20 protein-coding genes and 1 tRNA gene are annotated in these 19,953 nt (G+C 42.8%); 12 read left to right on the forward strand and 9 right to left on the reverse strand.

The genetic code is table 11. The features are described 5' to 3' along the window. The 10 genes from HUX64_RS16390 to HUX64_RS16435 form a co-directional block, all read left to right on the forward strand. Window positions 1-326, forward strand: a 326-nt coding sequence (locus tag HUX64_RS16390; RefSeq protein WP_217426580.1) for a hypothetical protein, incomplete at its 5' end; no start/stop codon positions are given. A 96-nt stretch (window positions 327-422) separates the two neighbouring features. Further along, window positions 423-818, forward strand: a complete 396-nt coding sequence (locus HUX64_RS16395; RefSeq protein WP_174627290.1) for a cupin domain-containing protein — start codon at window positions 423-425, stop codon at window positions 816-818. Window positions 819-1,140: 322 nt separating this feature from the next. Continuing rightward, window positions 1,141-1,353 carry a (2Fe-2S)-binding protein gene (locus tag HUX64_RS16400; RefSeq protein WP_174627291.1) on the forward strand — a complete coding sequence of 71 codons (213 nt, stop codon included), beginning with the start codon at window positions 1,141-1,143 and terminating at the stop codon, window positions 1,351-1,353. A 624-nt stretch (window positions 1,354-1,977) separates the two neighbouring features. Further along, complete coding sequence (locus tag HUX64_RS16405) at window positions 1,978-3,354, forward strand: O-antigen ligase family protein (protein WP_174627292.1); 1,377 nt, start codon at window positions 1,978-1,980, stop codon at window positions 3,352-3,354. A 108-nt stretch (window positions 3,355-3,462) separates the two neighbouring features. Further along, the gene (locus HUX64_RS16410) at window positions 3,463-3,972 is read left to right on the forward strand and encodes a serine O-acetyltransferase (protein ID WP_174627293.1); all 510 of its coding nucleotides are present in this window, start codon (window positions 3,463-3,465) and stop codon (window positions 3,970-3,972) included. Between the two features lie 80 nt (window positions 3,973-4,052). Next, entirely contained in the window at window positions 4,053-5,063 is a 1,011-nt protein-coding gene (locus HUX64_RS16415) for an acyltransferase family protein (protein WP_174627294.1), read from the forward strand. A 329-nt stretch (window positions 5,064-5,392) separates the two neighbouring features. Next, on the forward strand, window positions 5,393-5,869 hold the full coding sequence (locus tag HUX64_RS16420) for a Rossmann-fold NAD(P)-binding domain-containing protein (RefSeq protein WP_174627295.1): 477 nt from the start codon (window positions 5,393-5,395) through the stop codon (window positions 5,867-5,869). Beyond that, window positions 5,866-7,101, forward strand: coding sequence for a glycosyltransferase family 4 protein (locus tag HUX64_RS16425; protein ID WP_217426581.1), 1,236 nt, complete (start codon window positions 5,866-5,868; stop codon window positions 7,099-7,101). Before HUX64_RS16420 ends, HUX64_RS16425 begins: the two co-directional genes overlap by 4 nt. Then, window positions 7,098-8,285, forward strand: coding sequence for a glycosyltransferase family 2 protein (locus HUX64_RS16430; protein ID WP_246247083.1), 1,188 nt, complete (start codon window positions 7,098-7,100; stop codon window positions 8,283-8,285). Before HUX64_RS16425 ends, HUX64_RS16430 begins: the two co-directional genes overlap by 4 nt. A gap of 33 nt (window positions 8,286-8,318) precedes the next feature. Beyond that, complete coding sequence (locus HUX64_RS16435) at window positions 8,319-9,098, forward strand: WecB/TagA/CpsF family glycosyltransferase (RefSeq protein WP_174627296.1); 780 nt, start codon at window positions 8,319-8,321, stop codon at window positions 9,096-9,098. On the opposite strand, the gene gmhB is transcribed toward HUX64_RS16435, so the two are convergent. The 8 genes from gmhB to epsE all read right to left on the reverse strand — a co-directional run bounded on the left by gmhB (window position 9,095) and on the right by epsE (window position 16,889). Beyond that, window positions 9,095-9,664: a D-glycero-beta-D-manno-heptose 1,7-bisphosphate 7-phosphatase gene (gene gmhB / locus HUX64_RS16440; protein ID WP_174627297.1), complete on the reverse strand. Its 570-nt coding sequence runs from the start codon at window positions 9,662-9,664 to the stop codon at window positions 9,095-9,097. The genes HUX64_RS16435 and gmhB overlap by 4 nt on opposite strands. A gap of 3 nt (window positions 9,665-9,667) precedes the next feature. Next, a complete protein-coding gene (locus tag HUX64_RS16445) occupies window positions 9,668-10,372 on the reverse strand; it encodes a nucleotidyltransferase family protein (protein WP_174627298.1) in 705 nt (234 codons plus the stop codon). Continuing rightward, a complete protein-coding gene (locus tag HUX64_RS16450) occupies window positions 10,369-10,950 on the reverse strand; it encodes a D-sedoheptulose-7-phosphate isomerase (protein ID WP_281355346.1) in 582 nt (193 codons plus the stop codon). Before HUX64_RS16450 ends, HUX64_RS16445 begins: the two co-directional genes overlap by 4 nt. Continuing rightward, window positions 10,947-11,987 carry a GHMP family kinase ATP-binding protein gene (locus tag HUX64_RS16455; protein WP_246247085.1) on the reverse strand — a complete coding sequence of 347 codons (1,041 nt, stop codon included), beginning with the start codon at window positions 11,985-11,987 and terminating at the stop codon, window positions 10,947-10,949. The genes HUX64_RS16450 and HUX64_RS16455 overlap by 4 nt, the downstream gene beginning before the upstream one ends. Window positions 11,988-12,421: 434 nt before the next feature. Beyond that, a complete protein-coding gene (gene epsL / locus HUX64_RS16460) occupies window positions 12,422-13,777 on the reverse strand; it encodes an XrtB/PEP-CTERM-associated polysaccharide biosynthesis outer membrane protein EpsL (RefSeq protein WP_174627300.1) in 1,356 nt (451 codons plus the stop codon). Between the two features lie 34 nt (window positions 13,778-13,811). After that, window positions 13,812-14,633: a chain length determinant protein tyrosine kinase EpsG gene (epsG, locus tag HUX64_RS16465; RefSeq protein ID WP_246247086.1), complete on the reverse strand. Its 822-nt coding sequence runs from the start codon at window positions 14,631-14,633 to the stop codon at window positions 13,812-13,814. Window positions 14,634-14,638: 5 nt separating this feature from the next. Then, window positions 14,639-16,057: a chain length determinant protein EpsF gene (gene epsF / locus HUX64_RS16470; protein ID WP_174627302.1), complete on the reverse strand. Its 1,419-nt coding sequence runs from the start codon at window positions 16,055-16,057 to the stop codon at window positions 14,639-14,641. A 19-nt stretch (window positions 16,058-16,076) separates the two neighbouring features. Then, entirely contained in the window at window positions 16,077-16,889 is an 813-nt protein-coding gene (gene epsE / locus HUX64_RS16475) for a polysaccharide export protein EpsE (RefSeq protein ID WP_174627303.1), read from the reverse strand. 1,061 nt (window positions 16,890-17,950) lie between these two features. Here epsE and HUX64_RS20540 point away from each other — a divergent pair. Together HUX64_RS20540 and HUX64_RS16485 are read left to right on the forward strand one after the other, a co-directional pair. Beyond that, a complete protein-coding gene (locus HUX64_RS20540) occupies window positions 17,951-18,109 on the forward strand; it encodes an IS3 family transposase (protein WP_174627304.1) in 159 nt (52 codons plus the stop codon). Between the two features lie 290 nt (window positions 18,110-18,399). After that, a tRNA-Leu gene (locus HUX64_RS16485) sits at window positions 18,400-18,486 on the forward strand. Window positions 18,487-18,697: 211 nt separating this feature from the next. On the opposite strand, the gene HUX64_RS16490 is transcribed toward HUX64_RS16485, so the two are convergent. Then, the gene (locus tag HUX64_RS16490; protein WP_174627305.1) at window positions 18,698-19,825 is read right to left on the reverse strand and encodes a hypothetical protein; all 1,128 of its coding nucleotides are present in this window, start codon (window positions 19,823-19,825) and stop codon (window positions 18,698-18,700) included. Window positions 19,826-19,953 lie beyond the last annotated feature (128 nt).

The raw sequence follows: 19,953 nt of genomic DNA on the forward strand, positions 1-19,953 counted from the left end.
TGGGGAGGAGTCCCTATATGACTCGACGCGATTTCGTAAAGCCTGCATTTTCACTACGCAAAAAACGCTCCGTGAAAACACATGCCCTATCGCTTCTGGGGACTACTCGACTCCTGTCTCGCAGCGTCAGTGCCAATGAATCTATAATCGCCTATACCAGGGACTTGTCTGACAGTGGTTTATTTGTAATAGGCTCATTCAGGATTGCGCCGTCCGTAGGAGACGTCATGGAGGTTGTGGTTCTGGAAATTGACAACGCCCTACCCAAGCCGGTGGTAGTTAAACGGGTTGAGCCGGAAGCGGGAATCGCTGTGGAATTTATTTGAAGCAGGCAACTCCACACCATAAACTGTAGCTTTAAACCCCTGCAGTTTAGTGCATGTCGCCGTGATTTTTAGACCATAATCCGTACGGAGAAGGCAATGTTCAGAACACAACTTATGAAAATAACAGGATATTTTTGCATAACCTTGACAGCACTCTTCTCTATTGGCGCAGAGGCTGTTTCAGCTGAGGAAAAACCGGCGCTCGACAGAACAATATTATTGGAAAATAAGGTTGAGCTTCCCGGTAATAGGGTTAATGCCAAACTAATAAGGGTCACCTTTCCTTCCGCCTTTAAAACCCCCTGGCATACTCACCAGGGTCCCGGACCTCGTTATATTGTCAAGGGCAAACTGAAAGTCGTCGAAAACGGAAAAACCAATGTCTACTGTGCCGGCGAGGTATTTTGGGAATCCGGCTCACTATTGTCGGTTGAAAACATCGGCGAAGACTCTGCAGAAATAATTATTTTTGAACTAGCGCCTGTTAATTAGAGCAACTAGCCATATTATTAACGATATTATCAGTTATCATCAACCCGGTATTCTGCCAAATTCGGGATCCCTGTCTCCGGCACGATGTCTTCAAACTTGTATTTAAATCCTTAAAAACTAACGCAACAATCTTAAATTGCTTCAGCAATGGATTTTTTATATCTGACAGTGAACACTTAAAGCAACTCTACCAATAATAAGCCTGAACCCTTTATATTGAATCGTTAGTTGAGGAGTTAAAATATTATCCTTTATTTTTGTAATGAGAATTGTTATCATTTGTATAAACTTATTATCATTATTTAGGAGGTATTTCACTATTATGTATGTATGTGTTTGCAAAGCAGTCACCGATACCCAAATAAAAAACGCCATTGATAAGGGCGCTTGTACGCGCAGGCAATTATTTCAATGCCTGGGTGTCGGCGGAGACTGTGGAAAATGCAATAAATATGTAAAGGAATTACTTAACGATCTGCAACAACAATCTGTGCAGCCTACAGCATCAATCCAGCCTATCCTTAACGCTTGCTAGCAAATAGTGATCATCAAACGGTACACACATCATTATCCACAGTGGAGGAGAAGGACAAGGCTATCTATTCAAAACTATGCCCCACCGGAACTTTTAGTGGTCAGGTCAAGTATTTTCTCTTCTGCAACGTTAAGTGAATCATCAGGCATTAGGCTATAAAACGCCGGACCACGTCTATAAGACAAGGGAAGGCGAAGAGCAAAGATAGTGGATCATTTTGGTGAATGACAACATGCTTCAGCAACAAAACAACGGAACAGTGCCAAGCCGCTGTAGGAGATAACTCCATCCTGGATTCGCTATTAAATTGCCTGGACAATAAGTCCCCCTATACTTTTACTTAAATTAAATAAATTAATGGTGTGCCACCGTATAGTGTATTCTTTTTGAAAATTGTTAAAGTACTCGATTGACAAGTTCCTTGATATAAGCAGCAGAATATTTGCTTACAATAACAACCCTATTTGGGCGGCTTTGATGGATTTAGTAGTGGACCGGAAATACTCTCTTCCTATAGTGAAGAAACAATTCTGTGGTTCAAAATTCTCGTTCTTATATCTTGGCGCATCTTAGATTATATGAGAACTTATACTCTTTGAATACAATGTACTGAGCATAACTTAAATGAAAAAAAAGTTGGGGTCATTCAGTATACTAGACTTTGTAGTTATTTTAGCTGCAGTGCTTTGCGGGCTTTTTTCGGTGGGGTTTGTGGGTGTTTCTGGAGAGAAGCCTTCTCTGTTAATGGCTCTGCCTGCGGTCATGATCATTGGGCTATTGTTTGTTCTTGATCGTTATCTGCTGTTTATGTTGATATTAATGTTTCGCCCTGTGCTTGATCCTGTTCTGGATAAAACGAAAATGGGTAGTTTTAGTGTTGGTGCCATATTAAACGCCCTTGTTATTATCATTGCAGCCATAGCAATTTTTCAAAAAGACTTCGAATTACGTTCATTTTTAATCAAGATCTGGGCTCCGTTCCTGGTAGTTCTGTTAGTCACGGTTGGCTTCGCACCTGAGTTTATGTCTGCAATTAAAATGTACTTGCAGCAACTTTCAAATACAGCCATGTTTACCTTGGGCATATTTTTGGTGAAGACGCAAGCAGATTATGGCCGATGGATGCGTGTGTTGCTGATTTCATCACTTATTCCCGTGTTTTACGGTTTTTTTGATTATGCTACCGGCGGTGTAGTCTCGGCAGATGGTGGCATGCGGGTTGCGAGTACTTTTACTCACCCAAATATTTTGGCTTTTTATTTGCTTTTGATTATGACCCTTAGTTTTTATTTTATTAAATCCAGGGTTGTCTATATCCCCTCGGCCTTTAAAAGGATGTTGCCGTTATATATCATCATGATGATTGTCCTTCTGCTGTTTACAAAAACACGCAGTGCGTGGGCGGCATGCTTTGCCTTCTTTGCCTTATATGGGTTGCTATACGAACGCAGATATCTTGTGTTAGTAATTGTTTCACCTATTGCCGCGTTCTTCATTCCAGAGGTTCGCGATCGCATAGTCGATTTGACTCAAGGCAATGAGGTCGTTACTTATGGCACCTTGAATTCTTATGCATGGCGCAAGTACATATGGGAGTCTGGATTAAACTGGATGAAGCCGAGCCATTATTTTTTAGGTTATGGCGTTGAGGCTTTTATGCACTATTCATTAGTTTTTTTCCCGCTTGCGGGTGGCATACAAAGAGGTGCCCATAATGTTTATGTGCAGTTATTTTTTGATACAGGCGCCATAGGTTTGCTTTCATTTATATGGTTATTCGGAAGTGTTGCATATTATTTGGCCAAATTTTATAAAACTAATAAGCTAATGATATTCTTGGCGATTATGCTGTTATGCCAATATGCTTTAATTGCTTACTCAGACAATTTGTTGAGTTATTTGGCTTTTAACTGGTATTTCTGGTTTATTATAGGGGCCACATATTCCATTGCGTATTACGATAAAAAGCGTATTGAGAATGAAATAGTCAACAACACCTAGACTTGCCTCACACTTTGGTATCAGTATTGCTGTGGTTTAAGTATTTTCAGGATATATTAAAAAAAAATAAAACATAATCAAATCAAAACTACCCGCCTTAATTAGAAAATGAGAAAAGATCCTTTTTGGGATGCAGACCTAGCCAGATACGCGACAAAAAGGCCGTTCTTAAAAGAGCAATCGATATGGGCCATATGGATTTACCGCTTTGGTCGAAGAGTTGATTATCGAAAGAATGGGGTAATCAAAAAATTACAAACCGAAGTGTACTGGGTTTTATTTCGCATCGTTGAAACTCTGACAACAATTAGCATACCCAAATCGGCGCTTATTGGACCTGGCTTGAGAATATGGCATTTTGGAGGGATATTTATCCATTCAAATACTATCATAGGTTCAAATTGTACTCTTAGGCAAGGCGTTACAATTGGAAACAGAGGGGAAGATCAACTTGCGCCAGTTATTGGAGACAATGTGGATATTGGTGCGTACGCGCAAATTCTGGGAGATATTCGTATTGGGAATAATTGTAAAATAGGCGCAATGTCAGTGGTGCTGCAAAATGTTCCTGATAATGCAACTGCCGTTGGAATACCAGCTAAAATACTATTTAAATAATTAAAATTTACTTTTTAGTTTTCTTAGGAGGAAAAGAAAATTTTTTACTATTTAGATAGTTATGTCGAGAGAAAATTTTTATGAGTGCTGAGTCTAGGTTTGGTGTGCTGGACGGATGGCGAGGTATCAGTATTCTTGTTGTGTTAGCCTGCCATCTGTTGCCCATAGGCCCTAAAACCCTGCATCTGAATGTTGCAGCGGGATTATTGGGGATGTCACTGTTTTTTACATTATCCGGTTTTTTGGTCACTCATTTCCTACTGAACCGTTCCGGAATTCTGGATTTTTTAATTCGACGTCTTTTCAGAATTTTGCCATTGGCCTGGCTTTACATTTTAATCGTACTACTATTACACCCAGTCAGTAGAGATGCGTGGCTGGCTCATATATTCTTTTACGCGAACTACCCGCCCAAACCGCTCATTCCTGTCACAGATCATATCTGGAGCCTTTGTGTAGAGATGCACTTTTATATAGGTGCTGCTCTACTGATTGCATTGTTTAATAAGAGAGGTTTATTGTTTATTCCGGCCATTTGTATCGGCATCACATTGTGGCGTGTTTATGCAGGAATGCACGATTCAGTCATCACGCATTTCCGGATTGATGAGATATTGGCTGGCAGCATATTGGCGCTGATATATGATCGCCAATTCGGCTTAAAAATAATAGATAGGATGTCGCGAGTGAATTACCTATTTGTATTGCCACTGTTATTAATCGCGTGTCATTCTGATGGCGGATTCATGAATTACTTTCGGCCATATTTGGCAGCCCTGCTTATTGGTACAACCTTATTTAACCAGGATACACGATTTGCAAAATTTCTCGAAAATCGAATCCTGTTTTATATCGCTTCAGTTTCATTTGCTCTTTATGTAATTCACCCATTACTCGTATCTAGTTGGCTGGGAAGCGGCGACATTGTGGAAAAATACAGTAAACGGCCTTTGCTGCTTTTAATATTGTTTATTTGCGCCCATATTTCTACTTATTACTATGAGCAAAAAGCCATAGGCGTAGGTAAAAAACTATCATCAAAATTGCATGATATATTAGCAAGAGTTAACTCCTTTTTTTCAATTTCTTAAACTAAAGGGTTCTTCTTCTGCAGCATAGAGCCTCGCCATGACAAGCTGATGAAAAATGCAAGTGCTTTTCTTGGGGTGTTATTGATGATGCTTTCAATGGTTTTGCTAAATTGATCCAATGCCTTTCCGGGTTAGTGGGCATTAATGCCAGTGATGGCAGCTTGCTGATTTTAGCTGCCGGTAAAGAAAGTTTGTTCAATAAATTTGTTTTATCCAATCCCTTGACCGTTTTTATTGGTGTAATAAGTTATCCAATTTACTTATGGCACTGGCCATTACTTTCGTTTCTTCATGTTCAAATGAGACAGGTGCCCAGAAAGTACGGGGTTATGGCTGTTATAGCGAGTATTGTATTGGCTTGGCTGACTTATATAGTCAGGAACCATTTGAGACAGATAATTTTATGGAAAAATTTAGGCTGGATCAAAAGCGTGGTTTATATCTCTCTAATTGACCTGTTAGGTAATGCAGATGGATGTCTTACCTTTGGGGTGCTGACTGATTATGAGCGTGCCTACCGCCTTAAGTTGATATGCCTGCATTATTTTTATGCAGATAGAGCCGCTTGTTCAAAGCTATTTGACGAGCGTCATAAACCGGGGACATATCTAATCTCATTATTGCTGCAGTCAATCTCTGGAAGAAAGCCGCATATCAGCGTGTTTGGCCGCGATTACATTACGACTGACGGCGCTTACCTCCCGGATTATATACACTATCGTGAATCCGTTCCCAGTTCACCTGTCGGCTCTGGAACAATTAGGGAAAATGGCGCCAGAGCGCGGGCCAAGGGCGCTATACCTTGAACAACATTAGGATAGCCTACCTCGTCAGCCAATACCCAAAGGTAAGCCATAGTTTTATCAGAAGAGAAATACTCGCGCTTGAGGTTGAAGGTGTTGAAGTAGAGCGTATTTCCATACGTGGATGGGATGGTGAACTGGTGGATGCAGTGGATCTTCAGGAGCGTGATAAAACCCGATATGCCCTGAAAAAAGGCGTTTCTGGCTTGCTGCCCGCTGTGTTCAAGGTATTCTTTAATTCCCCCGTGAGGTTCTTAAAAACCTTGTCAGTGGCTATAAAAATGGGTATCAGGGCCGATAGATACTGGCCTTATCATCTGGTGTATCTGGCAGAAGCATGCCAGATTCTGGTATGGCTTAAAAACAGCAAGGCGCAGCATATGCATGTGCATTTTGGCGCCAATGCCACGGAGGTAGCCTTGCTGGTTCGTTCTTTAGGCGGCCCACCCTATAGCTTTACCGTGCATGGGCCCGAAGAATTCGACAAGCCCGAGTTCATCAAGCTGGCCGAGAAAATTGAAGCCTCTACCTTTGTGGTTGCCATTTCATCGTATTGTCGCAGCCAGATTTTCCGCTGGATCAAATATCCGCAATGGTCAAAAGTAAAAGAAGTACATTGCGGTATTGAAGGGACTTTTCACGATATCGCACCAGTACCGCTTTCCGCCAGGCCAAAGCTGGTATGCATTGGCAGGTTATGTGAGCAGAAAGGTCAGCTATTGTTGATAGATGCAGTGAATATCCTGGCAAAAAAAGCTGTTGATTTTGAGCTGGTGCTGGGCGGCGATGGGGATATGCGTGCAGAGTTGGAGGCGCAGATCAAAAGCTATGGACTTGAGCAGAAAGTGCGCATTACCGGCTGGATAAGTAGCGACCAGGTGCGCGATGAGATTTTAAGTTCCAAGGCATTGGTGCTGCCCAGTTTTGCGGAAGGGTTGCCGGTGGTAATTATGGAGGCAATGGCGTTGAGAAGGCCAGTAATCAGTACTTATATCGCCGCTATTCCTGAACTGGTGATTACCGGGGAAAACGGTTATCTCTTTCCTGCCGGTGATGTATATGCCCTTGCAGATGCGCTTGAGAAGTTGCTTAAATTATCTAACCAGAAAATACAGCAAATGGGTGAATCCGCCTATGCACGGGTGATTGAACGGCATTCCGTCGATAAGGAGGCGAAAAAACTGGCGCAGTTATTCCGGGACGAAATCTCAGGGCATGAGGATTGGCAGGCATGATGCTGAGCTTTGTTGAGATCATTTTTTGTTTTGTTGTCATCACCCTCTCGGTGCCAGTCATTACTCTTTTTGCACAGATCGTACTTTCATTGCTGCCCTATACAGGAAAGCCTCACAAGGCCAAAGACCAGCCTTCAGTGGTGATATTGATTCCGGCGCACAATGAATCAACCAGTATTTCACCCACGTTGTTATCGATTAACGGGCAGCTATGGTCAAATGCCGAAGTGCTGGTCGTTGCGGATAACTGTAATGACGATACTGCTGAAGTCGCAAGAAGTTATGGCGTTGAAGTCATTGAGCGATTCAACGATACAAAACGAGGAAAAGGCTATGCTCTGGATTTCGGGATTCAGCATTTATCATCAAACCCGCCTGAGGTTGTGGTGATTCTGGATGCGGATTGCTTGCTGGGAAAAGACACAATCTCGATACTGGTCAATGATGCGTTGCATTATCAATGCCCCATACAAGGCTTGTATCTTATGTATACCACGCCTGAGGCTCCGCTTAAGATCCGTATTGCGGAGTTTGCCTGGACTGTTAAGAACCGGGCCAGGCCCTTGGGCTTTCATCGCTTAGGGCTGCCCTGTCAACTGATGGGCTCGGGCATGTCATTTCCCTGGGAGGCGCTTAGGCAGGTTGACCTTGCTAGCGGCCACATTGCAGAAGATATGAAATTAGGTGTGGATCTGGCCAGACTGAACCTCGCGCCCAGATTCTGCCCGAATGCCCTGATTACGAGCCGATTCCCTGCCAACGATGAAGGCATCAAGACCCAGCGTACCCGCTGGGAGCATGGCCATATCGGAATGATTGTCAAAGAAGGCCCGCGCTTGATATGGCAGGGCTTCAGGCATGCGAATGTAAAGCTGCTGGCTCTCGCGTTGGATATGTGTGTGCCGCCATTGGCGTTACTCATTCTGATGATTATCACGTTAAGCGGCTTGAGCGTAATTTTTGGGGTGATGACGCAACAGTTATTTCCATGGGCTTTGGCTATTATTGATCTACTGATGGTGGGTCTAGCGGTCATTTTCGCCTGGTTTAAATTTGGCCGATCAATTTTATCGTTTTCATTGTTGTCGAGGGCGCCAATTTATATGCTTGTGAAAATCCCCTTGTATGTAAGATTTATATTCAAACGACAATCCGAGTGGATACGCTCCAAGAGAGATCTTTGAACATTTTTAAATTGAAACTAAAATTTACTGACTATGGCAAACATAATTGATAAAAAAATCAATATCTTTGGTATCACGATCAATCCTCTTACCATGAATGAAGCAGTTGATTATGTGAGTGGGTGGATAAAGGCCCCTGAACACGACTGTAAATATATAGTTACGCCCAATGTTAACTGTGTTGTTTTGTTAAGCAAGCATCAGGGCTATCGGGATGCATTTCAGCAGGCGTCAATGGTGGTGGTTGATGGTAAGCCAGTGGTGTGGGCTGCCAGAATGTTTGGCGAAAAGATTCCCGGCACTGTCACAGGTAGTGATTTGGTGCCTGCTATATTTCAGCGCTTTCACGATGAAGCACAACATGAGCTCAAGGTGTTTTTATTGGGGGCGATGCCCGGCATTGCTGAGCTGGCTGCAGGTAAAATTGAACAGGCGTATCAGCAGGTAACGATTACCGGTTTTTATAGTCCGCCATTCGGTTTTGAGAATAGCCCTGATGAATGTGAGCGTATCTGTGAATTGATCAGCATTTCCGGTGCTGAATTTCTGGTCATTGGGCTTGGTGCCCCGAAGCAGGCCACTTGGGTAAACCATTATGCCGACAAGTTAGCAGTGAAAGTAGCGATTTGCGCTGGAGCAACGATCGATTTTCTTGCCGGAAAGAAACCGCGCGCACCAAAATGGATGAGTCGTATCGGCATTGAATGGTTTTACAGAATGGCGACTGAACCTAAAAGACTCACGAAACGATATCTGAACGATGCTTTTGTTTTTCCAAAACTGGTATGGAACGAATGGAATAAAAGGGGTTAGGCGCTTAGGAAATTCACCTGATCCAGTGAGGTTATTGCTCTGAAAAGTAAGGGGTCTTCCTGAGCTTGATCACTTTCCAGTATATGCTTTTCCTTGCTCTCAATAAAAAGATATCTATGTTTCACATCAACTGCACAGGCAGCTTCAATGTCAGACAGGTTATTACCTACCATGATCGATTTTGACATATCAATATCAAATTCTTCCTGAGCTTGCTGGAACATCCCCGGGGCTGGCTTTCGGCAATTGCAGCTAACGTGATAAATGCCTTGGCCATAGACAGGATGGTGAGGGCAGAAATAGATTTTATCGATGAATGCCTGATGATTGCTAAATTCATTTTTCATCCACTCGCTAAAACCAAGAAACTGTTCTTCTGTATAGAAGCCTCGTGCAATACCTGCCTGGTTGGTGACTACGACCACTTTGTAGGAATGTTGATTGGCGCGCTTGACCAAGTCAAATATCCCATTAATAAATTCACAGTTTTCCTTGTTGTGAACATAGCCTTTATCGATATTAATGACGCCATCCCGGTCCAGAAAAAGCGCCGGATATTTCGTCATACTTTAATTTACCATTGCCGGAATCTTCTGCTGGGCAATTGCATAGTCCTCGGGAATGCCAATGTCGATAAAGTCAGCGACCTGATCGTAAGCAATAAGATCAAGCTGATGGATATGCTTAGCCAGCAGGTCTGTCTCGAAAGAGAATTTTTGCGGTAAATCAAAAGCATTAAACAGGGATTTATCGAGCAGGTAGACGCCTGCATTGATTAATCCTGGGCCCATTTTCCCTTTTTCAGCAAAACCGGTAATCTGTTGATTGTCGTTGAGGAGGATAGTGCCGTAACGTCCAGAATCATTCACCTTGGCAACCGCCATAAACAATCTGGATGAATAGTCAGATGCAAACTCGATGAACTGGCGGAGGTTTATCATGGCCAGTGTATCGCCATTTAGAATTACCATCTCTTGTTCTGGGATTTGCTGGCAGGCATTCAGAATCGCCCCGCCGGTTCCAAGGGGCTCCGCTTCAATAATATAGTGCAGGTTGACCTGATTAAATTTGGAGCCAAAGAAACTCTGAATATGCTCATGAAGATAGCCAACCGAGAGATATATGTCTTTCGCCCCTTCATTTTCCAGTTGACGCAACAGCCACCACAGGAATGGCTTGCCGTGGATGTCAGCAAGGGTTTTGGGTAAATCGGGCACGACGCTTTTCAGGCGCGTGCCAAAACCGCCAGCCAGAATAAGTATAGGCCTCATCATGTGCGAGGGAAGATTTTAAGTTCTACAAGGCCGCAGATGATGTGCCCAAGAAGCAAGTGCCCTTCCTGAACCTTGGGTGTTTCAGCAGAAGGAATTTCAATCGCAAAGTCACAAAGCCCAGGTCTGCTCCAGCCATTTGCTCCAGTGAATCCTATTACCTTTAAACCCAGCTGTTTTGCGGTTTCCATAGCAGCAATGACGTTAGGTGACTTGCCTGAAGTGGAGTATGCCCAGAAAATATCGCCTGGAAGACCGACCGCTTGCAGCTGTCTGGCAAAAAGTTTCTCGTAGCCGTAATCATTACCGATAGCGGTCAGGATAGACGTATCTACGGTCAGCGCGAATGCCGCCAGGCCCGGTCTGTCATAATTAAAACGGCTGACAAATTCACCGGCGATATGTTGAGCATCTGCGGCGCTGCCCCCGTTACCCGCCAGTAAAACCTTGTTCTTGTTCTTCAGTGCCAGGCAAATTTCTTCTACACAGACCTCTACATTAGCCAGCAATTTCTCATTAGCATGAATGCTGGAGAATACGCTGACCGATTTCTCTACCTCTGCCCTAATAAATGTTCTCAACCTTTTCTCCATGACTGAGTGCCGGTATCAGTAAAGTTACAGGTTGACACCTGGCCGTTAAACTTGGCAAGCGCACGCATGACGTAAGGGCGCTGCGAAGGGTCAACAAAAAACATCATAAAGCCGCCTCCGCCCGCTCCGGAAACTTTACCGGAATAGGCGCCGGCTGCAATCGCAGCATTGTATATCTCGTCGATCATCGGGTTAGTAATGCTATCGGCCATGTTTTTCTTGGATGCCCAGCCTAGCTGCATTGACTTGGCAAATGCTTCGAAGTCTGCCTTTAGAATGGCTTCTTTCATGCTTTGCGCTTCAGCTCTTACGGCATGCAGGGCATCAAGAGATTTTTGCTGACCGGTTTTCACATTACTGGTCTGTTCGTCAATAATTTTTGCAGATTCTCTGGAGACCCCCGTATAGAAGAGTACCAATGACGACTCAAGTTCAGCTTTTATATGCGCTTTAATTCGGAGCGGATTGACAATCACTCGGTCTTTATAAAATTCCATGAAATTCAGGCCCCCGAATGTTGCCGCATACTGGTCTTGTTTACCCCCGGTTAAACCTAAATCGTTACGTTCGATTTGATAGGCAAGCTGTGCAATTTCGTATTCACCTAACGGTAAGGACAGTAATTCGCAGAATGCCTGCACCAAGGCGACTACCATTGTAGAAGAGGAGCCTAATCCTGAGCCAGGAGGCGCTTCAGAGTGGGTAATGATGGAAAGCGATAGCGGCTTGTTATTATTAAAGTCCCTGATGATGCGGTTATATACGCCTACATGCAGATCCAGTCCTGGCGCCCTTGCCAGTTGCGCTGACATCTTGCCGAGCCATCTATTATTATTATCGGCAGCTATTAACTCCACATGACCATCCATTCGTCTTACGATGGTCGCGTAGGCATACTTGTCAATTGTTACATTCAGAACAAGCCCGCCAAACTCATCGGAGTACGGCGACACATCGGTACCGCCGCCGGCCAAACCAAGTCTTAGAGGAGCTCTTGCTCGTATAATAATTGTATTGTTATTCACTCATTATCAAAAATAAAAAGATGATTTCTGGTAGATTGCCCTGCGGCTAACTCATAAAACAACATATAGGAATTAATTATTATCAGTCAAAGTTTGTGAACCAGGCGGATTTATATAGGGGACGATGAAGACTGCAATCATCCGAATAATCCAGTCCAAACGCGACTTTTTGAAAGCAGGTGTAATAGATATTTTTTATATAAGCACATGATAATAACTCTAAAAATACAGACAGGGTATCAGTAAACCACATATTTAGATGCCTATGCTGAAAAGCTGGTTATTTCTTGTCTATGTCTCTTTGGTTTAAACCACTTGCTAGTTTATAACATGGCAGAATCCAGTTCTGTGTTAATTAATTATTTATCACTAAAATTAAACAATACCGGCGCCCGTTAGAAATTGATTATCAATCGGTCCATTACGGGACGCAATCAGAACGCCACCTGCATATTAATTCCTGCAGACTGCGATTCATAATTACTCCGAAGATTGGTTGATTTACGCTCTTCATGCTGAATAAATAAAGAGACTTTGGTATTTTCAAGCGGTTTGTAAATCAAATTCATTCCAATTCTAGATAATTTATCTACTCGAGCCTGGGCTGGTTTATTCGGGGAAAACCCGGAATCGCCGAGGTAGTCTTGCTGTTCGTATGAGATTGGCAGCTCCAATGTTATTTTTGGAGTAGTCAACCAGCTAGGCTTCAGTAGAAGCCCATGCCTTTGTACAAAGGTGGCATTTATATCATTTGCTTGTCCAATTTCTCTCCAACCTGAGAGATTTAACATAGTTTTTCCGGTTATTTGCCAATTAATGTTGGCACGCCCTATAAAGTCAGCAAAATCAAGTGAGTTGAGGTGGTCAAATTTCTGCTGAGTGTAACCTATATATCCGTCAACCTGCGTTTTAACGCTGTAATTCCAGTTCCATTCCATCTGATAGCTGGTTCGCCTGTAGGCATTATCAACTCTTGCTGAAACTCTTCGATTTAGAAAGCTGCCCTCTGTTAGTAACATCCGAAGCCCTAGCATATTATTGCCAGGGCTAACATAGCGTACGCCAAAATCTCCGGTGTTTTCCTGGAGGTTACTGATTTTTAATAATTCCTCTGAAAAGAGAATATTATTCCGTAGAACTCCAGCGCGCAAAAACCAGCTTGGAAAAATTTGATAAGCCCCAGTGGCTCCATATTGCTCTAGGGTCATTATGTTTTTGACGAGTTGATTTAACTGCCCAAAGGAGCCGACCGAAACATTATTACTGTATCTGATTACACCATTAAGATCGCTTCCTATCTGCCAATTCCATTGGCCCTCTACCGTGTGGCCCAAGTAATCAAGTTCAGAAAAAGTTTGAAACCAGTTCTGGTTAACTTCTAGTTTTGCTAATATTTGCTGTCGACTTATTCGCCAATCTATGTCAATTCCACCCCTGATCCGTTTAATAAAGTCGCTTTTGGTATTTTTTCCTGCTGCCTGTTCAGGAGTGATAACATCTGCCAGGCGTAACAGGTTACTGTCATAGGTAAGGGTTGTTCCTATATAAGGTCTGAAAGTGTCATCGGCTGTTGAAGTTGCGAAAGTGTTTTGGCTTATCGATAAACAAAACCCGCCCATAATTGCCGAATAACTCATCGCTCGGGACATGTTTTGTATAATTGCTTTTGCCGCATTGTATCCTGTAACTTCATAATCAATAGACCTGGAGTACCTAAACATCAACCTATTCAATCCCATTATGCTGTTAGTAATACTGCCGTCTCTAATAAGAGAATTAAGTTTTTTCAATCATTACTTTATTCAAGCACAACTTATACTGAATTTAAAAAGCATTAATTACTGCTCCAACGCAAGCGCCACCTGAGCCTTCAAGTAAATTTTTCATTATTTCCAGGTCAGCCAGCCTGGACTGATGTTGCCGGGCCAGCAGCAGTGCTCCGCCTGATTTGATTGTTAAAAGTTGCGCATCGGAACCTTGAGAACCCGCAGGCGTATCCACTAAAATCACATCATATTCCAAAGCAAACTGCTCCAGCCAGTCCGCTATTCCGCGACTTATAAGTTCCAGCGGATTTGGAGGAATTGTTCCGGCCGGCAATACCGACAAACCTCGAAGCTCAGGTACGTTTGCAATAACGGAACTATCCGCACGCCCGGCTAATATATCAGATAATCCCTGTTTGTCCTGAATATTGAAAAGCAAGTGCTGGCGCGGCTGACGCATATCCGCATCAATTAATAATGTTCGCTCCCCCAATTGGGAAAATACAATCGCCAGATTGGCCACAAAATAACTACGACCTTCTCCATTAGCATAACTCACAATAGTCAAGGCTTTGCGATTATCGCTAAACCAGCGCAGCATTAGCTGGCTACGTATTACGCGTAAAGTTTCTACTTGCTGGCTAAAGGGTTGATAAGCGCTAACTAACTCGGCATCTAATGCCTTGGCGTCAGAATTTATCAGAAAAGGAAAATCAAACTGTTGCGATAATGCTTGCTGAATATCCTCATCGGTGAGAAGTCCCAGGACTTTTCCCGCATCGCCAAAAAGCAAACCATGGTCTTTTTGCAATCGCAATATTCTTTCTGCATCAGCAGGGGTAATTTTGCCGGCATCGAGCAACAACCCGCCGATTGTCACCGGTTTCAAGACAAAGCTCCTTTTGCCAGGCGCCACGGCCCAAGCAGTTTTTTATGTTGCTGTGGAGATTGTACAATGCCAAAAACCGGCAAACCCAAGCTTTCGGTTATATCAGTTGCAGAGCGTATACGCCGATCAAACAACTCGATAATTAATGCAATTCCGGTGCCTAATATAAATCCCAAAATAGCTGATAATAAAAGGTTTAACTTTACATTAGGTTTGCTTGCATATTTGGGTGGCAGTGCAGGATTTAATAAAGCAATGTTAGTTTGGTTTGTTTCGCTTTCCATACGTGTCTGAACAGCACGTTGCATCGCGGTATCATAAGCTTTTCGCGTATTTTCTACCTGCCGGTCAAGAACAGCAATTTGATCGTGCTGTTTTTTAAGCTCTAGAACTTTGGATTTTTGCTCAGCCAGGCTAGCAGCAAGACTATTATCATGTTGCTTGGAAGCAGCTACACTACTGGAAATACCATTCAGGACAGTGCTAATTTCAGATTTAATTTTTTTCCTCAAGCTGGTTACTTCAGCTTGCGCTTGAAGATACTCGGGATGCTTTCTGTCAACACGCTCGGCCAGTTCGGCAAATTTCGCTTCAGCACGAGCGAGATCCGCCTTCAGTTGCTGCACAAAAGAATTGGTCAATATTTCTTGTAACGATTCAAATGACTCCTTACCCGCCAAAGCTTCCGCTAACTGATTCTTTCGGGAAATAAGTTCATAAGTACGGCCTTGGCTTTCAACGAGCTGTCTAGCTATTTCTGACAAGCGCGCATCTTCCAGATCCAGGTGATCACTGTCCTTAGTCATAACAATGCCATGCTCTTGCTGAAAAGCGGATAACTTCTCATAGGCGTCTTCCATTTGCTGACGCAAAGAGGCTAATTGGATTTCAAACCAGTCGGCGTTTTGTTTGGCAGGCTGGACTTTTAGCTCGACAGTGGTTTGGATATAAGCCTGAGCAAATGCATTGACTGTCCGGGCTGACAGTTCAGGGTCCTTTGCAGAAAATGTAATATGGATAATGCTGCTTTCTTTTGAGGGTATTACCTCTAGTTTCTGCAACAGTGAATCTGCAAGCCAATCCCGTATATCGCCGGATTGTTTGCTTTCTTCAAAAGCTGTTTGCGTTTGTTTATTTTCTGCCAACTTCAATGCATTAACCACTTTTAATGCAACATTATGACTTTTTATCACATCCATTTGCGTTGCCATATATCCTGTCAGTAACGGCGTAGGCAATACAGATCCTGTAATGGGGTCGATACCGCGCTGATCCAAAACCAGCGTAGTTGTGGCCACATATTGCTTTGCCATCAATAAACTGGCAATCAGTGCAGTAACAACAGTCACTGACAGACAAGCTATTATTAATATCTTACGGCACCAAAGAATGATAAAAAGTTGCTGCAAACTCATGCATTTTACCTCAAATTATTTAGAATAACCGTTCGTCAACGACCACAACATTGTCTTTTAGCACAACATCAGTTAATTGAACCTCCACTGTTTCGGATTTTCCGCTGCTATCTCGACGTTCGATAACAATACCCCGCAAGGTGCCTCGCAAAGTTAAGCCCCCACTCAAAGACAGCGCCTGTGCTACTGTCATGTTTGGTTCAAGACGATAAGCACCAGGATGTTGCACTTCACCATAAATATAGAATACGGGTGCTTTGGGAATATAAATTACATCACCTTTTTCAATAGGGAATAATGCATTTGTTTCCGAATTTTCTAAGGTATTATGTAAGTCAACTTCTTGTTTTATGGTTTTGCCATCTCTATGACGTGTAATAATTGCCCGCTCCTCACCCAGGGGAGTAATACCCTCCGCCATGGCAATAGCATCAATTACTGTACTTTGAGATTCCAGGGGATAAAGTCCGGGTTTATTAACGTAGCCCAGTACCGGAATTTGCTGGCTCTTGTATTCTGAAATAGTCACACTGACTTGAGCGTTCTGGATAAATCCGCCTTCACTTAATAACCTCGATATTTTACGTTCAGCTGCGAAGGTTGAGTCTCCACCTAAAACTACTTCTCCTATGAGTGGAAATGTAATGCGTCCTTCTGCAGAAACTCTTGTTTCAGTTGTCAAGTCTTCATAACCGTAGACTTTGATTTGCAGGGCATCATCCGCCCCGATTATATATTCTGCACTCGCAGTTGCGCCAAAACCAAATAGGATTAATAGCATTGCAAGAAGTACGGCATGCCTTTTTTGCGGCCAACAATCAAGCTGTTTCAATGTAAAACTCCAAAGATTTTAATAGCAGTTAGGACTTGGATATATAAGGATTACGCATTGACAAGCGCCTTAAATTTTCGGTTTAAATGCGTCGTGCCCGGCATAAATGCACTCCTTTACGAAGCGCTAGTGTTGCTGAACAAGAGACGAGGTAAACTATAGCAAAAAGCGACATCCTAGCACCGGGTTTCTGTAGCTGAACATAACCTGAGATCGCGGCAATGAGCTGGTTTTTTAGGGGAAACCTTGCTATATGCGGAAATTGCTCGCTGCTGCAGAGCTACTGTGCAAGATGATAGAGTTCAATTGACCCGTGTCTATCAGCTTGCCCTGCAAACCCGTGGCGATCAAAAACCATGAACTGATTCTCGCCAGGCAAAAGACGTCATAATGGCGCAGTAGTTCTTAAATGGCATCGGCAAACGGTTTCACAGGCCCAAACCTTGAACCTCCTAACTTAAGCCGTCCCCTGGAATGATCTATTGTAGAATTTCACCCTGCCTTTTACACGGCCATCCAAACGCTAGCTTTCCAGCGCCCGGAACAATTACTTCTAACGGTATTTAATCATTTTAAAAATATTCACGCAACTGTACCAGAGTTCCAGCTATCTGGAGGGATGCAAGTTCCCAGGCCAAGGTCTCGAGCAGATGCTGAAAATATCGGGCCGAGTAGGTGTTGCTATCGCTGTGCCGCCGGTAATAAGGTGGAGGCCTTTAATGTAAGCATGGTTATTTGCCTGACAATGGTGACAAATAAACGTTCTATAAATACCGTGAGAGATTATCAAATGCGCTGTCATACCTATCGGCTACCTTTACATTGTTAAAAGTTAAGAGTGAACTCATGAGCCAGGAAAAATTGTTAATTCAGACTCCTGAATTTAGAGGATCAGCTGTGAAACATGCCAGAAGCGGAGTCGCTGACTCCGCCGGATATCTGAAGGTAAATCTACCAGAGAATTCAGTGTTGCTTGCAGCGCTACAGCAGATATGATCTTTACGCGTGTTGCAGGAATGAAGAATGCGGTTTGTGCTATCTGAACTGGGAAAGTCAGGGCTGTGCCCGAAAACTTTTTTCCTAGCTTGAAAACAAAGTTGGTTTATCATCGACGTCATCAAAATAGAGCACAAGCAAAGCATGCAATATTCGAATATCGAAGTCTTTACAATCGGGAATGTTGGCATTACGCCAAACCATGTATCGCCTGTTGGCTATGAATTGCAGTTTAAAGCGGCCTAATGATGTGTGAGCATACAGGTTGACACTTCACCAAATGCTACTCCATAAGATTGGCCTAAATGAAAAGTCAAGGTTTCAAACTATAAATATCATTCTTATTGCTCCAGCCCTTGAAATTTTAAATAGCTAACTCCTAAATGTCGGTTTATAGTCCATTTTGACAAGTATAAATTCGAATCTTAAGGTAATGAATCTATAACTTATGCGATTAAACACTAGTTTATTTTTTTTGTTGCCTTATAATATTTACCTTATCTCTATTATCCATGCCTCGGTGGCGAAATTGGTAGACGCAAGGGACTTAAAATCCCTCGGTGGTAACACTGTGCCGGTTCGACTCCGGCTCGAGGCACCAAGAAAATCAAGGACTTAGGTTTTTTACCAAGTCCTTTTTTTATGCCTGACTAAAAAATGTCGCAATTTTGTCGCACTTGGAAAAAAACACCCGCAATACTTGCCTGAATTTCAGCTACAAAAAAGCCGCATGGTTAGCAGCTAAATCGGTGACTTTGGTTGTGTATGTCCCGTTTGTTGTCGCACAATTCTGTACCCACCTCGTTTTACAATCAGGCAAAACTCTGTTTATTTTTGGCAATAAAATCAGCAAACTCACCAGTGCTTTTTTCAATCTGAATACGTTTGCTTGGCTCGCAGCACTTCTTCGCTTCTTCAGTAAAAACATTGATGAAATCAAACATAGTAGCGTTATCGCGATATTGGCTCTTAAAAACCCTGTCCGAATGTTCCCCGCCTATCAAATTAGGAATTTCAGCAATCAACTTTATATTCCGCTGGTGCTCCCTCTCACCTTTATCAAATTGCTTGAGGTCTCCAGTAAGATGTTTTAGTTTATCAGAACCTAATTGTTCCAAATCTTTACCAGGAATGATGCTGTACAATTTTTTTAAATCGTCGAATTGTTTAGCTAATTTTTCAGGGCTAAACTCAATATCCCCAAGTGCTTCAAGGGTTTTCTTCACTGTCCCGAGCGAACCAATTACCTCAGCCATTTTTTCAGCTAATCGCTTGTTGAAGTTTTTTCTTTGACCAGCATGAATTAACCTTGCTTGTGTTCCACCCACCGGTAAGATTAAACCGTTTGCACAAACCATACGTTTGACAAAATAGGCCATTCGTAGCGCTTTACCACCGGCCATTGAATTAGAAATCTGAAGCCCTAAAATACTGATATCGTCTGCTTCCCCGCCTTTTCCCTTAACAACTCCCTTCTTAGACTCATTCTTTAGCCTAAGACTAAGATGCGTATTGATAGAGTAAGAGGTTGAAAAATCAAATTCACCAAAGTTTGGCATCCAGGATTTTTGTTTCTTGCCTGACAAACTAAAACAGACATCATCCAAAAAATCTTGATTACTGTAACCTACATAAGACACGCCTACTAAGCCCAAAACTGTTTTACTTGGCTCGTCAAAGACAAATTGAGTTTTGTATAGTTTATCTTTTAACTCTTCTGAATTAATACGGTCGTTTAATATATCGGAGGCCAATCCAGGCTTTTTTAATTGTTCCAGCATGGGCGTATATAAATTTAAAACCCGACATAAATCATACATTGCCGGTAAATTAAATTTGAAGGCATACTCACTTTTGCCAAAACTTCCATCATCACTAAAACAGGCCGATTGACCTAACAAATCGCCTATATTGATGCGTTTGGTGTTTTTCTTTTCCATCTCTAAGAAGCTGTTTGGAAATTATCGCGTCAAGCCAAACGATTCACCATGATGCGAGTCATGGCGATGTAAATCCAAGCTTCGTCGATGCGAGTCAGTCGTTCGTAGGCTTTACTGAGACGACGCGA

Source organism: Candidatus Methylobacter favarea, assembly GCF_902806695.1.
Classification (GTDB): domain Bacteria; phylum Pseudomonadota; class Gammaproteobacteria; order Methylococcales; family Methylomonadaceae; genus Methylobacter_B; species Methylobacter_B favarea.

What these genes read in the sequence shown, in the direction of transcription:
- HUX64_RS16395 (WP_174627290.1), top strand. Translation starts at nt 423, where the DNA reads ATGTTCAGAACACAACTTATGAAAATAACAGGATATTTTTGCATAACC.
- HUX64_RS16400 (WP_174627291.1), top strand. Translation starts at nt 1,141, where the DNA reads ATGTATGTATGTGTTTGCAAAGCAGTCACCGATACCCAAATAAAAAAC.
- HUX64_RS16405 (WP_174627292.1), top strand. Translation starts at nt 1,978, where the DNA reads ATGAAAAAAAAGTTGGGGTCATTCAGTATACTAGACTTTGTAGTTATT.
- HUX64_RS16410 (WP_174627293.1), top strand. Translation starts at nt 3,463, where the DNA reads ATGAGAAAAGATCCTTTTTGGGATGCAGACCTAGCCAGATACGCGACA.
- HUX64_RS16415 (WP_174627294.1), top strand. Translation starts at nt 4,053, where the DNA reads ATGAGTGCTGAGTCTAGGTTTGGTGTGCTGGACGGATGGCGAGGTATC.
- HUX64_RS16420 (WP_174627295.1), top strand. Translation starts at nt 5,393, where the DNA reads ATGGCTGTTATAGCGAGTATTGTATTGGCTTGGCTGACTTATATAGTC.
- HUX64_RS16430 (WP_246247083.1), top strand. Translation starts at nt 7,098, where the DNA reads ATGATGCTGAGCTTTGTTGAGATCATTTTTTGTTTTGTTGTCATCACC.
- HUX64_RS16435 (WP_174627296.1), top strand. Translation starts at nt 8,319, where the DNA reads ATGGCAAACATAATTGATAAAAAAATCAATATCTTTGGTATCACGATC.
- gmhB (WP_174627297.1), bottom strand. Translation starts at nt 9,664, where the DNA reads ATGACGAAATATCCGGCGCTTTTTCTGGACCGGGATGGCGTCATTAAT.
- HUX64_RS16445 (WP_174627298.1), bottom strand. Translation starts at nt 10,372, where the DNA reads ATGATGAGGCCTATACTTATTCTGGCTGGCGGTTTTGGCACGCGCCTG.
- epsF (WP_174627302.1), bottom strand. Translation starts at nt 16,057, where the DNA reads ATGAGTTTGCAGCAACTTTTTATCATTCTTTGGTGCCGTAAGATATTA.
- HUX64_RS16490 (WP_174627305.1), bottom strand. Translation starts at nt 19,825, where the DNA reads ATGGAAAAGAAAAACACCAAACGCATCAATATAGGCGATTTGTTAGGT.